Here is an 11,370-nt window from a genome sequence, read left to right on the forward strand (position 1 = left end):
CACTAGTTGCTCCAGTAGTGCGTGAGGCTGTCCACCTCGACCATGGGCACACCGCCGTGCAGGTGGGCGCGCACGTCCTGGGGCTCCGGCGGCGGGGCGTTGTCCACGTAGCGGCGGATGTTGCAGTTGTAGCCCTCGTCGATGATCTCCTGGCGCGGCACGCGGCGGGCATAGGCCGGGATGTCCTGCCCGTGGCGGTAGGCGTGGACGATCTTGTCGATGTCCTCCGGGCGCAGGTGGTTCTGGTTCTTGCCCTCGCGGTATTCGCGGTCGGCGTTGATGAACAGCACGTGCTCGCGCCCGGCGGCGCCGGCCTTGTTCAGCACCAGGATGCAGGCGGGGATGCCGGTGCCGTAGAAGAGGTTGCTCGGCAGGCCGATGACGGCCTCCAGCACGCCCTGCTCGATGAAGTACTTGCGCGCCTCGCGCTCCTCGCCGCCGCGGAACAGCACGCCGTGGGGCATGATGCTGGCGAGGCGCCCGTCATGCTTGGTGACGGCCAGCATGTGCTGGACGAACATCAAATCCGCCTTCTTGCCCTTCTCCGGCATCATCACCGGGAAGCGGCCGGGAAATTTGAGGTCGCGCTTGATGTAGTTCTGGCTGAAGGGCGGATTGGCCAGCACGCGGTCGAAGCGCTTGAGCTCGCCCGTCTCGTCGAGGTGCTGCGGCTCGCGAATGGTGTCTTCCTGGCGGATGTCTGCGTGGGGGATGCCGTGCAGCAGCATGTTCATCTTGCAGATGGACCAGACGTTGCCCTTGGACTCCTGGCCGTACAGGGCCAGCTCGTCGGCGCTGCCGCCCTTCTCGCGCAGGTAGTCGCGGGTCTGGATCAACATGCCGCCGGAGCCGACGGTGGGGTCGTAGACGGCCATGCCCTCGCCGGGATCGCAGATTTCGACGCAGATGCGCACCACCTCGGCGGGGGTGTAGAACTCGCCGGCCTTCTTGCCGGCGGAGTCCGCGAACCACTTGATGAGCGCCTCGTAGGCGGCGCCGAGGAGGTCCGGAAACTCGAAGTCCCCGTCCTTGAGCGGGATCTTGTCGAAGTTCTGGATGAAGTCGGCCAGGGTGTCGTCGTCGAGGGTGCGCTGGCCGATCTTGCGGTTGAAGTTGATGTGCTTGAGCACGTCCTCCAGCGCATCGGGGTTCTTGTCCTCGATGGCCTCCAGGGCCTTGTTCAGCGCCGTACCGACGTTCTCCTTGACGTGCTTGAGGGCCGGGCGGTTGAACTTCAGCGGTTGGCCATTGGCAACGATGGTCTCCGTCCAGCCCCGGTTCCAGCGGGCGCGCTCCGGCACGAAGAAGTACTTGCCGGAGTAGTTGTCCGGGTCGTTCAGCTCGACCTCGATGTCCGCCTCGGTCATGCCCTGGGCGGTGAGGGTGCGACGCAGCTCCGCTTGGCGCTGGTCGAAGAGATCGCTGGCGCGCTTGAGGAACAGCATGCCGAAGATGTACTCCTTGTACTCGCTGGCATCCATGCTGCCGCGCAGATCATCGCAGGCGGAGAAGAGCAGGCCTTCTAGGCGGGACAGGGTGAGCTTGGCCACGGGCGTCCTTTTGGTCGTTCTTGGGGAATGCCGGCTGCGGCGACCGCGGCGACCGCGGCTGAGATGCCGCCCGGAGTCAACCGGCGAAGTTACTGCAAGTATGCGCTGGCTCCAACTAGCGCGTCGGTTCGCGCAGCGACGCGGCTGCCGCGCGCTGGCGCCGCTCCGGGAGAATTCCGGGAGAATTCCGGGAGAATTCCGGGAGAATTCCGGGGACACTTTACTTAATCCACCAGCATTCTGACGCAGACGAGTGAATCGTCCTCGAACTTCAAACTGAAGCTGCCCGGTCGCGCTGCCGATGCAGCAGGTCCCGCAGGAGTTTCGGCGCCAAGTCGATGAAATACGGCGCAGTTTACTTTATGCAGCAGGATTCTGATGTAGTCGAGCAAATCGCTCCCCGAACCTCGCGCTCAAGCCGCCCGCTCGCGCTGCCGATGCAGCAAGCCGAGCAAGAACTCGGGCGCGAGGTCGGCGCCGGTGCTCCAGGCGACGGTGCGCATGACGGGGTGGTGGTGCGCGGTGGCGAACAGGTCCGGGTCTTTCAGCGGCTCGAACATCTCGCCGTCCAGCTCGTCGGATAGGTCCACGATGCCGGACTCGCAGTTGTTGAAGCGCAGGCCGAGGCGATGACCGGGGAGCGGGGCAACATCAATGGTGTGCAGGATCATGGTGGGCTCCGGGTCAATCGATGGGCTCGATGGGTTGCAGCGGCTTGCGCTGTTGGGCGGGGATCCGGTTGTCCACCAGCTCGGTGCGGTGGATGGCGAGCCATTCCAAGACCCACGCGTTCAGGGGCACGGGGCAGGGTGCCGAGCAGCCGATGGCGCATAAAAAACGCCGACCCCGGCATGCCGGGGTCGGCGTTCTACCCGGCCGCATGGCGGCCGGGACCCGCGCAGAGCGGATTACTTCGCTTCGGGCTGGGCCGGGGCAGCCGGCGCGGCGGGCATGGCCGGAGCGCCATAAGGGGCTGCGTACGGGGCGTAGCCCGGGTAGCCGCCACCGTAGTACGGGGCGCCGTAGCCACCGTAGTACGGGTTGCCGTAGCCGTAGCCACGACCGTCGCCGCGGCCATACCCACGGCCGTAGCCGCGACCGCCACCCGACATGCTCATGTTGAAGTCGCCGTAGCCGTCGCCCATCATGTCGCTCATCATGTCGCCGACGCCGTTGCCCCAGCCGTTGCCATAGCCGGGACCACCGTAGCCCGGGCCCCACCAAGCGCTGGCAGAAGCGGAAACACCAAGCAGGGCGGCGATTGCGGCGGCGGTAGCAAGCTTTTTCATCTGTATTCTCCAAGGATCTCTGGGTTAGCAAGCGCTGCGCACCGTTTCGTGTGGCGCGTCAGCGAGGTGCATAATATTAGCACTTACTAATTTATGAAAGTCTGATTACCGATCGCTATGCCTTTTTCGATCGGCGCTGGCTATGACAGCCGCAGGCGCATCGACAAGTCGATGCTGCGCACGCTCTTGGTCAGATCCCCAACGGAGATGTCGTCTACGCCCGTCTCCGCGATCAGCCGGAGCCGATCCAGCGTGACGCCGCCGGACGCCTCCAGCCGCGCGCGTCCGCCGGTGTGCTCCACCGCCTGGCGCAAGTGGGACAAGTCGAAGTTGTCGAGCAGCACCCGCTCGACGCCGGCTTGCAGGGCTTGTTCGAGCTCGCCCAGGCTCTCCACCTCGACCTCCACGGGAATGCCCGGCGGCACCTGCCGGCGCGCGGCTGCCACGGCCGCGGCGATGGAGCCCGCCGCCGTGATGTGGTTCTCCTTGATCAGCACGGCGTCATGGAGCCCCATGCGATGGTTGTGGCAGCCGCCGCAGCGCACGGCGTATTTCTGCTCGCGCCGCAGGCCCGGGATGGTCTTGCGCGTATCCAGGATGCGCACCGGCAAGCCGGCGACGGCCTCGGCGTAGTCGCGCGCCCGCGTGGCGGTGCCGGACAGGGTCTGCAGATAGTTCAGCGCCGTCCGCTCGGCGGTCAGCAAGGCGCGCAGCGGGCCGCGAATGGTGCAGATGTTGGCGCCGGGGCTGAGGTGATCGCCATCGCCGGCGAGCCAGGTGACCGCCGCGCGCGCATCGACGAGCGCAAAGGCCAGCTCGAACCAGGCCTGGCCGCAGAGGACGGCGGCCTCGCGGGTGATGACCTCTGCCTCGGCCCACTGCGTGTCTGGCAACAGCGACGCGGTGAGGTCGCCGGCGCCGACGTCCTCGTCCAGGCTCTGCTGCACGTGGGCGCGGATGTGCTCGCCCGCAGGCAGGCTCTCGCTGAGCGACGCAGCGTGGCTCGCCGCGATGGGCGTTGTGGACATGGTGCCCCCTCCAGGGAAGTCGGGTTTGGCGAGAGATTAGGCGCGGCCGTGCGCGGCGCAAGCGGCGCCGGCCCGGGCGCCGACGAGCGCGATCAGTGGACTCGCAAGGACTGCCGCACGGCCGCAATGGCGCGATCCACGACCGGCTGGTCACCGGTGCCGATCACGACGGCGAGGTCCTGCGCCAGCAGGGCCTCCAGCTCCGGCTTGGGCAGCTCGAAGCCCTTCTGCCCGAGCCGATCCACGAACAATAGTGGGTCCCCGGCGTCACCGCGCCAGGCGAGCTTGAAGCGATGCAGGCTGCCGTCGTCACGCATCAGGCCAAGCCAGCAGCCGACCGGCAGGGCGTCCGCGTCGCCGCCATCCGCAAGCGTGGTTGGCGTCGCGCCGGTTATGGCCGAGCGCGCGCCAGGGCTCGGCCCGGCGTCTGCCTGACCGCGAAGGGCAGCGATGTGCACCGTTTGCAGCTCCTTGAACCAGCGCGCCAGCAACTGCTGATCGGCAATCGCGGTACCAAGACAGTTGCGTAGGTCCCGCAGGAGCTCCGGGATGCGGCGCAGCAGCTCGCGGCGCTCGGCCGCATCGGTCTTCGGTGACACGCTCCAGAGCAGGTCCGCCAAGACGCGCTCACCGAGGCGCCACTGGCGGTCCTGCTCCCCGCCCGCGGCATGCGCCTGCAGCATGGCCTCAAGCCAGCCCTGTTCGAGAATGGTGCCCACCACGGGCGGCAGCGCGGCGATCTCATCCTCCCGGGCGCGCAGCAACGCCCGGGCCCGCCGGCGCGCCGACTGCCGAAGGTTGCGCGCGGCCGCCTGTCGGACGATCCGCTGCTCCGCCGCCGCGAGCTGCTGCTCCGCGCCGGTGGCGTGGGCCGCGAGCTCGCGGTCGAGCCTGTCGAACAGCGCCGGGTCGCTATGCAGCTCGGTAACCACCCGTTCCACCAGGTGCTCGATCAATGCGTAGAGCCCACCGTCTTGGTCCCGATCGCTTTCGTTCCAGCCGATACTCGCCGTGCCGATGCGGTTGAGCAGGCGCCGGGCCGGATGCTCGGCAGCATCGAAAAAGCCGCTGTCCATCAGCGCGACCTTCACGTAAGGGATTTGCAGCCGACTGACCAGCACCTTGATGGGGTCCGGCATGTCGCCCCCGGCAAGGATCTGCTCGAACAGCAGAAACACCAGGTCCATGGTGTCCTCGTCCGTCGGCGCGAGCCGCTGCGGCGCGTTCGGGTCCATGCTGGCGCGCAGCCGCGCGCCGACGGCGGCCCGCAGCGCACTCGGGGTCAGCGCGGCGTCGTCGGCGCGGCTAGCGGCCTCGGGCTGCACGCGGGACAGGACGTCGATCAGGTCAACCGTGGACAGCGTCGCGAGGGCGCCGCCGTCGGGCCCGGTCTGCCGCGCACCGGCGAGCATTTCACGCAGCGCGTCGAACACGCTTGCCTGGCTCTCGGTATGGGAATGCAAGGGGTCGTGGGCAACGGCGCCGACGCCGCGCTCACCGCCGCTGTCACGTGCGGCGCCAACACCGAACTGTCCTGCCGACGCTGCCTGTCCGCTGCGTCCCGCCCCAGCGGCCGGCTGATGCGCGGCAGCCCCGGCGGCATTGCCGGCAACCGCTGACGCGGTTGCCCGCGGCCACTCGTCGGTCTTGATGATCTCGTGCTTGCGGGTCGGCGGCATCAGCCCCTGCGCAACGGCGAAGCCGATGCATGTGTTGTAGAAGCCGTCGAGCCGATCCATGACTTGCTGATCGAAGATCTTGAATACGACGAGGATGGTCGACAGATCGAGATCGTCAACCGCCCGCAAGGCCGCGGCAAAGGCGTTGGCGATGGCCGTAGGTCCCACCGGCAGGTCGCGCTGGCGCAAGGACGGCCGCCCGATCAGGCTGGCGAAGTGGCGCGCGAGGTCGCGCAGCGAGCGCAGGTAGCGCGTCTCCGCCTTGGAGATCATGTTGGTGAGGACCAAGGATTCCTCGAGGTCCCTGTCGCCCAAGAGCTCAAGATCCTCCGAGTCGAAGCTGTGCTCCGGCGCCAGATCAAGCGCATGCGCGCCGTCCTGGAACAGCGCAACGGTTTCGGTCAGATTGCGCAGGAAGCGTCGCTTGAGGTTGGCCCGCTCGTGGCGCAGCCGCCGCTGCGCCTCGAAATAGATCGCGTAGCTGCGATCACTCTCAGACTTGTCGGCGAAGTCATACAGCGCGTCATCGACCCGTTGCAGCGCCGCGTCCACCAACGGCGGCAGCTCGCGTTGGAGCAACTCGGTGCATTGGCCGAGCATCCGCTGCAAGGCCGACACGGCCGGCGCGGTGCGTGCCTTGTCGGAGGATGAGGGGGGATCAAGTCGCATGTTTCCTAGACTGTGCATGATGGGTGGTCCGACCCCATCCTGGCGCTTACCCTGTAGTCTAGTACCTTTCAGGACCAGGAAATTGTCCTAAACAGTCACGATCCGTCTTCCGGGCCGAGGGTCGCGCTAAGGGATGTGCGGGTCTTGGCGACGTGGCCCAAGCGATGGCGGCGGCGCACTGCAGCGAATCGGCGGGCGGAGCGGTCGCAGCGACCCGGTGAACTCGAGCGGAGACGAAGGGCGGCGATGAGCGCGACAATCGGCAACACCGGGGCGCCGACAGCCGGAGACGGCTGGCTTGAGGGCGTGCACGCGGTGGCGTCACCGAACTTCGGCGAGCGCCCCGACGATGCCGTGATCGATCTTCTGGTGATCCACAACATCTCGCTGCCGCCGGGGGAGTTCGGCGGGCCCTGGGTCGAGGATCTGTTCATGAACCGCTTGGACCCCGGCGCGCATGCGTATTTCGCCACGGTGGCGGGCAACCCGGTATCCGCGCACCTATTCATTCGGCGCGATGGCGAGGCGGTGCAGTTCGTCGCGCTCGGCAAGCGCGCCTGGCACGCGGGGCGCTCCTGCTGGCAGGGGCGCGAGGAGTGCAACGACTATTCCATCGGCATCGAGCTAGAGGGCGCCGACGACACGCCCTTCACCGCCGCCCAGTACGCGAAGCTCGCGGAGCTGACCCGGGCAATCATGGCCCGATATCCGGCGATTACCGCGGAGCGCGTCGTCGGCCACAGCGATGTGGCGCCGGGGCGGAAGACGGACCCAGGCCCGGCGTTCGATTGGGAACGCTATCGGGGGTTGTTGGCCGGGCTTGAGCCTGCGGGCGAGCCGCGCGCCTGAACGGCCGGGGAGACCTTGAATGAGCTGAGATTCATAAACTCTCAGCGCGCATCGCTATCGACATCGAGATCGAGCCGAGTGGCGACCGATACCGATTTCGATACCGATTTCGATTTCGACGCAGTTGGCCGTTCCGACGCCCCGTCGCCCAAGCAACCTAGATGCTCCGGCGCCGGCGACTGAGCGGCGCCGCGGCGCGCGGGCGTCAGCTCGCGCTGGCCATCGCCGCCGCCGGCAGCGGCCACTCGACGGTGAGCACCTCTTGCTCCTCGGTCCAGCGCATCAGCTCCATGGTGCCGTCGTGGTGCTCCACCAGGGCGGTGCAGCTCTCCACCCAGTCACCGCAGTTGCAGTAGGTGACGCCATCGATGTCGCGGATCTCGGCATGGTGGATATGGCCGCAGATCATGCCATCCACGCCGCGCGCCTTCGCCTCGTCGGCGACCGTCTGCTCGAAATCGCCAATATAGTTCACGGCATCCTTGACCCGATGCTTCAGGTAAGCAGCCAGGGACCAATAGCCGAGACCAAGGCGCTTGCGCACCCAGTTGAGCCGATGATTGAACGACAGCAGCATGTCATAGAGATGTGCGCCGAGCACGGCCAGCCAGCGCCTGTGCTGCACGACGTGGTCGAACTTGTCGCCGTGCAGGATCAGGAAGCGGCGGCCATCGGCAGTGGTGTGGACGATCTCGTCGCGCACCGCCACGTTGCCGAAATCGCTGCCGATGTGAGCGCGCAGGATCTCGTCATGGTTGCCGGGCACGTAGATGACCTCCGTGCCACCGCGCGCTTTGTCCAGGATGGCGCGGACCACGTTGTTGTGCGACTGCGGCCAGAACACGCCGTTCTTCATGGCCCAGACATCGATGATGTCGCCGACCAGATAGAGCTGCTTGCATTCGGTGGCTTGCAGAAAGTCGAGCAGGAAGTCCGCCTGGCAACCGCGGAAGCCGAGATGGACATCCGAGATCCAGATGCTGCGATACTTGAGTGGATGAAGACGCTCGACATTGCCGCTGCCGAACCTTACGCCATGACCGAATGCTGCGCCCATGTTTCTGTCACCGCCGGATAAAAATTCGGCCTATGGTGGCGCGCGATTGTTGCAGTGGCGTTGAAGTGTTATGAAGATCCGGTGAACAAACCCGATCAAGGCCGGGTTATTGCGGAATGCTGACGGATTGATGACGGCTTGCTGACGAATTCGCGTCCGGATAGTGTCCATTTCGAGCCGAGACGATGACGTCATTGCCCCTGCACACACAACGCTTCGGCGGCGACTCGGATCGGCTGCCGCTGGTGCTGCTGCACGGCCTGTTCGGCGCCAGCGGCAACTGGCAGGCCATCGCACGCACACTGGCAGCGGAGCGGACGGTGCTGGTGCCGGATCTGCGCAATCACGGCGCATCGCCCCACGCGCCGGGCATGGATTATGCGAGCCTGGCCGCCGATGTCGGCGCGCTGCTCAGCGCCCGGGGCATCGGCCGCGCGCTGGTGGTCGGCCACAGCCTGGGCGGGAAGGTCGCGATGACGCTCGCCCTCGGGGAACCGGCACGGGTCGCAGCCCTCGGCGTCGTGGACATCGCACCGGTGCGCTACCCGCCGGGCTTCGAGGCCCTGGTGACGGCACTGGCGGCGCTGCCGCTCGCCGCTATCGAGCGGCGCGAAGACGCCGATCGGCAACTGCGCGATGCGATCCCCGACGCCCGGGTGCGAGGCTTCCTGCTGCAGAACCTGCGCCGCACGGCGAATGGCTGGCGCTGGCGCTGCAACCTCGACGCCATCGCCGCCGCGTTGCCGGTGCTGCGGGACTTTCCGGACGCCGGCGGACGCGCCTTTCCGGGCCCGGCCTGGTTCCTCTACGGCACGGCGTCGGCCTATGTCGGCCAGGCGGAGCTGCCGGCGATCCGCAGCCTGTTCCCGCTGGCCCGCCTCCGCGCGGTGCCGAACGCGGGGCATTGGGTGCAGACGGATCAGCCGGAGGCCTTTATCCGCGCCTTGACCCCGCTGCTGCGGGTCGGCTGAGCCGAAAGCGGCAGCGCCGGACCACGCCCTGTGGGCGCGGCGCCCGCTCGTTGTCTCTGTCGTTTCAGCTCGACCGCCGTTGGTCGCCGGGACGATAGGTCGCGTTGAACATCGCCTCCGAAAGCCAGCTCCTGAAAGCCTGATCATCCGTATACGCCTTGAACAGGTCGGCATGGTCGGACAGCATGTCGACAATCGCCTGCTTCAGGGCAGCATCCAGCTCGATGCGCGCCTTGTCGGCGTTACCACCCCGCATCGCATTCTGATAGGCGGCATTGGCCGAGAGCTTGTCCGGCAGCTCCTCCACCAGCAAGCGCTCAATGCGGTCCGAATCCTTCCATTCGATATTGCCCCAAGCGTTCGTTGCAGGTCCGCAGGATCTCGCTCAACGGCGCCAGCTCCGCCTCCGGCCGCCCCCCCGCCGCCCGACTCGTTGTAGGGCTCAAGCTCTCCGTCGGCGTCCTGCAGCGTGATTTCCAGCGATGACCGCATCTCGGCGGGATAGCTGTCCATGTTCAGCTCCAAAAATCGGTGCGCGGTCCAGGCGATGTTCTTGCCCAAGCCGCTTCTTACCCCTATCCCACCCTATCCCCCGCGCCGCTCGCGCCAGCTTAGAATCCTGGCGCCAGCTACCAATGCTCGGGGATGTTGCCGAGCCAATCCCCCCCAGATGGCTTGGCGCTCGGATAGCGAAAGAGCCGCAAGTTCATTGAAGGCGATGACTCCCGGCCGGTTTCGTTTGAAGAACATGATCCGCTTGAGCCATTCCCGAGCCCTTCATCACGCCTCGGCGTTGTCGTCGCCCGAGCCGGCTGGGCAATTGTTCAGCCTTTTTCCGGCCGCGACCTGGTGGCCGCCGCGCGTGGTCCCGGAACGCTCGATCAGGCTGCGGGCGACGAGGCCGTCGCGAGCGACGTCACGCCGGGCTGTGCCCTGGCAGGTCGCGGCAACGGCGCCGACCCCTGCCATTACAGGTCGGCAGGTGGGTTGCGGGCATCGCAGGGCAAGGGGTGCGCGCCGAGGCTTGACAGCAGCTTGAAGGATCATATGCTATGCGATATGAGACTCTTGCGGGTGGTGTTGGATACGAACGTCCTGGTGGCTGCCTCCCGGAGCCGTCGCGGTGCGTCTTTCGCGCTGCTGCGGCTGTTGCGCGCCGGGCGCTTCACGGCGCTGGCATCGGTGCCGCTATTGCTGGAGTACGAGGCGGTGCTGAAGCGGCCGGAGCACTTGGCCGCCGGCGGTCGCACCGAGGCCATGACGGACGCCTTTTTCGACGCCCTGTGCCTGCGGTGTGAGCCGGTGCACCTGTTCTACCTCTGGCGACCGCGCGCCCGCGATCCGGCAGACGACATGGTATTGGAAACGGCCTTGAACGGCCGAGCGGACCACTTGGTCACCTTGAATATCGGCGACTTTGCCGCCGCGGCGCAATTCCGGCTGGACGTGGCGACACCGGGCGCGCTGCTGCGCCGACTCGAAAGCGAGGCATCCTGATGGCCAATTATGCATTGCGGGTACCCGAATCCCTGTTTGCCTATGCGCGCAAGGTGGCGGAAGAGGAGAACGTGTCGATGAATCAGTTCTTCGTCACCGCCATCGCGGAGAAGGTCGCGGCGCTCAAGACCGAGGCCTATTTCCGCGAGCGCCAGGCGCGCGGGGATCTCGCGGATTTCGACGCCTGGCTCCAGGCGAGCCCGGATCGCCCTCCCGACACCGGCGACGATCTGCCCGAGTAATGTTCGGCGACCGTGCGGGCACGGCATACAAGCGACGCCGCATCATGCAGGTGGCGCTCCATCAGTGAAGTGCTCCACGGCCTCCTCGTTGTTCTCCTTGTTGAAGCGGCGCAGAAGCTCCTTGAACACCGTGCTCATGCCGTGGCTGTCGAGGGCGGAAAGGCGCACCCGCCCGTCAACAGCCGGCGAGATAGGCCTCGAAGTCCTGTCGTAGCCGCTGCGGGCTGCCCGGCGCTGAAGATCGCGCAGCCGGAAGGGCGACGCGTTGTAAAAGGCCTGGCCCGCGGCGCTGCGCATCGGATCGGCGAAGCCCCAGATGAAGCTGACGAGTCGGTTGGGAACGCTTCAAAAACAAGTGGTACAGTCTGCGGTCTCGCCTAGGGTAGGGCTTCTTGCCGTCGTCATCGAAATCGAAATCGAGCTCGCGCCTCTAATCGCGATAGATGCTCTGATCACCTGATCGAAAAAGACGGCAGGCGTCGCGCTTCTCGTAGCCCGGTGTCATGTCGCGTCGATCCCGATGGCGATTTCGGTTTTGA

Annotated in this window: 13 protein-coding genes; 4 read left to right on the forward strand and 9 right to left on the reverse strand. The window is 66.6% G+C overall.

Going from position 1 to position 11,370, the window contains the following annotated elements:
• Positions 1-2: 2 nt before the first annotated feature.
• From ML01_RS02375 to ML01_RS02395, 5 genes are all read right to left on the reverse strand, one after another.
• A complete protein-coding gene (locus ML01_RS02375; protein WP_254045112.1) occupies positions 3-1,550 on the reverse strand; it encodes a class I SAM-dependent DNA methyltransferase in 1,548 nt (515 codons plus the stop codon).
• 413 nt (positions 1,551-1,963) lie between these two features.
• Positions 1,964-2,221 (reverse strand): DUF2442 domain-containing protein, encoded by a 258-nt coding sequence (locus ML01_RS02380; RefSeq protein WP_058553806.1) that lies wholly within the window; start codon positions 2,219-2,221, stop codon positions 1,964-1,966.
• A 237-nt stretch (positions 2,222-2,458) separates the two neighbouring features.
• On the reverse strand, positions 2,459-2,839 hold the full coding sequence (locus tag ML01_RS02385) for a sulfur globule family protein (protein ID WP_058553807.1): 381 nt from the start codon (positions 2,837-2,839) through the stop codon (positions 2,459-2,461).
• Positions 2,840-2,979: 140 nt separating this feature from the next.
• Positions 2,980-3,867 carry a carboxylating nicotinate-nucleotide diphosphorylase gene (nadC, locus tag ML01_RS02390; protein ID WP_082673882.1) on the reverse strand — a complete coding sequence of 296 codons (888 nt, stop codon included), beginning with the start codon at positions 3,865-3,867 and terminating at the stop codon, positions 2,980-2,982.
• A 92-nt stretch (positions 3,868-3,959) separates the two neighbouring features.
• Positions 3,960-6,215, reverse strand: coding sequence for a DUF1631 family protein (locus tag ML01_RS02395; protein ID WP_162267948.1), 2,256 nt, complete (start codon positions 6,213-6,215; stop codon positions 3,960-3,962).
• 246 nt (positions 6,216-6,461) lie between these two features.
• On the opposite strand from ML01_RS02395, the gene ampD reads away from it, so the two are divergent.
• A complete protein-coding gene (gene ampD, locus ML01_RS02400) occupies positions 6,462-7,064 on the forward strand; it encodes a 1,6-anhydro-N-acetylmuramyl-L-alanine amidase AmpD (RefSeq protein WP_058553809.1) in 603 nt (200 codons plus the stop codon).
• A 205-nt stretch (positions 7,065-7,269) separates the two neighbouring features.
• Here ampD and ML01_RS02405 read toward each other — a convergent pair whose 3' ends face one another.
• Positions 7,270-8,121: a UDP-2,3-diacylglucosamine diphosphatase gene (locus ML01_RS02405; protein ID WP_058553810.1), complete on the reverse strand. Its 852-nt coding sequence runs from the start codon at positions 8,119-8,121 to the stop codon at positions 7,270-7,272.
• Positions 8,122-8,306: 185 nt separating this feature from the next.
• Between ML01_RS02405 and ML01_RS02410 the strand changes: the two genes are divergently transcribed.
• Entirely contained in the window at positions 8,307-9,092 is a 786-nt protein-coding gene (locus tag ML01_RS02410; RefSeq protein ID WP_058553811.1) for an alpha/beta fold hydrolase, read from the forward strand.
• Positions 9,093-9,156: 64 nt separating this feature from the next.
• On the opposite strand, the gene ML01_RS02415 is transcribed toward ML01_RS02410, so the two are convergent.
• Both ML01_RS02415 and ML01_RS02420 read right to left on the reverse strand, forming a co-directional pair.
• Positions 9,157-9,399, reverse strand: coding sequence for a hypothetical protein (locus ML01_RS02415; RefSeq protein WP_156427520.1), 243 nt, complete (start codon positions 9,397-9,399; stop codon positions 9,157-9,159).
• Between the two features lie 473 nt (positions 9,400-9,872).
• Positions 9,873-10,061, reverse strand: coding sequence for a hypothetical protein (locus ML01_RS02420; protein WP_058553813.1), 189 nt, complete (start codon positions 10,059-10,061; stop codon positions 9,873-9,875).
• Between the two features lie 90 nt (positions 10,062-10,151).
• On the opposite strand from ML01_RS02420, the gene ML01_RS02425 reads away from it, so the two are divergent.
• Together ML01_RS02425 and ML01_RS02430 are read left to right on the forward strand one after the other, a co-directional pair.
• Positions 10,152-10,589 carry a putative toxin-antitoxin system toxin component, PIN family gene (locus ML01_RS02425; RefSeq protein WP_058553814.1) on the forward strand — a complete coding sequence of 146 codons (438 nt, stop codon included), beginning with the start codon at positions 10,152-10,154 and terminating at the stop codon, positions 10,587-10,589.
• Positions 10,589-10,831, forward strand: a complete 243-nt coding sequence (locus tag ML01_RS02430) for a hypothetical protein (protein WP_058553815.1) — start codon at positions 10,589-10,591, stop codon at positions 10,829-10,831. The genes ML01_RS02425 and ML01_RS02430 overlap by 1 nt, the downstream gene beginning before the upstream one ends.
• A 42-nt stretch (positions 10,832-10,873) precedes the next feature.
• Here ML01_RS02430 and ML01_RS02435 read toward each other — a convergent pair whose 3' ends face one another.
• Positions 10,874-11,128 (reverse strand): type I restriction-modification system subunit M, encoded by a 255-nt coding sequence (locus tag ML01_RS02435; RefSeq protein ID WP_058553816.1) that lies wholly within the window; start codon positions 11,126-11,128, stop codon positions 10,874-10,876.
• Between the last annotated feature and the right edge of the window lie 242 nt (positions 11,129-11,370).

It is taken from the genome of Thiohalocapsa sp. ML1, from assembly GCF_001469165.1.
Classification (GTDB): Bacteria; Pseudomonadota; Gammaproteobacteria; order Chromatiales; family Chromatiaceae; genus Thiohalocapsa.

Excerpts from the sequence above, each read along its gene's own strand:
- ML01_RS02380 (WP_058553806.1), bottom strand. The coding sequence starts at position 2,221 with ATGATCCTGCACACCATTGATGTTGCCCCGCTCCCCGGTCATCGCCTC.
- ML01_RS02385 (WP_058553807.1), bottom strand. The coding sequence starts at position 2,839 with ATGAAAAAGCTTGCTACCGCCGCCGCAATCGCCGCCCTGCTTGGTGTT.
- nadC (WP_082673882.1), bottom strand. The coding sequence starts at position 3,867 with ATGTCCACAACGCCCATCGCGGCGAGCCACGCTGCGTCGCTCAGCGAG.
- ML01_RS02395 (WP_162267948.1), bottom strand. The coding sequence starts at position 6,215 with ATGCGACTTGATCCCCCCTCATCCTCCGACAAGGCACGCACCGCGCCG.
- ampD (WP_058553809.1), top strand. The coding sequence starts at position 6,462 with ATGAGCGCGACAATCGGCAACACCGGGGCGCCGACAGCCGGAGACGGC.
- ML01_RS02405 (WP_058553810.1), bottom strand. The coding sequence starts at position 8,121 with ATGGGCGCAGCATTCGGTCATGGCGTAAGGTTCGGCAGCGGCAATGTC.
- ML01_RS02410 (WP_058553811.1), top strand. The coding sequence starts at position 8,307 with ATGACGTCATTGCCCCTGCACACACAACGCTTCGGCGGCGACTCGGAT.
- ML01_RS02420 (WP_058553813.1), bottom strand. The coding sequence starts at position 10,061 with ATGGCAGGGGTCGGCGCCGTTGCCGCGACCTGCCAGGGCACAGCCCGG.
- ML01_RS02425 (WP_058553814.1), top strand. The coding sequence starts at position 10,152 with ATGAGACTCTTGCGGGTGGTGTTGGATACGAACGTCCTGGTGGCTGCC.
- ML01_RS02430 (WP_058553815.1), top strand. The coding sequence starts at position 10,589 with ATGGCCAATTATGCATTGCGGGTACCCGAATCCCTGTTTGCCTATGCG.
- ML01_RS02435 (WP_058553816.1), bottom strand. The coding sequence starts at position 11,128 with ATGCGCAGCGCCGCGGGCCAGGCCTTTTACAACGCGTCGCCCTTCCGG.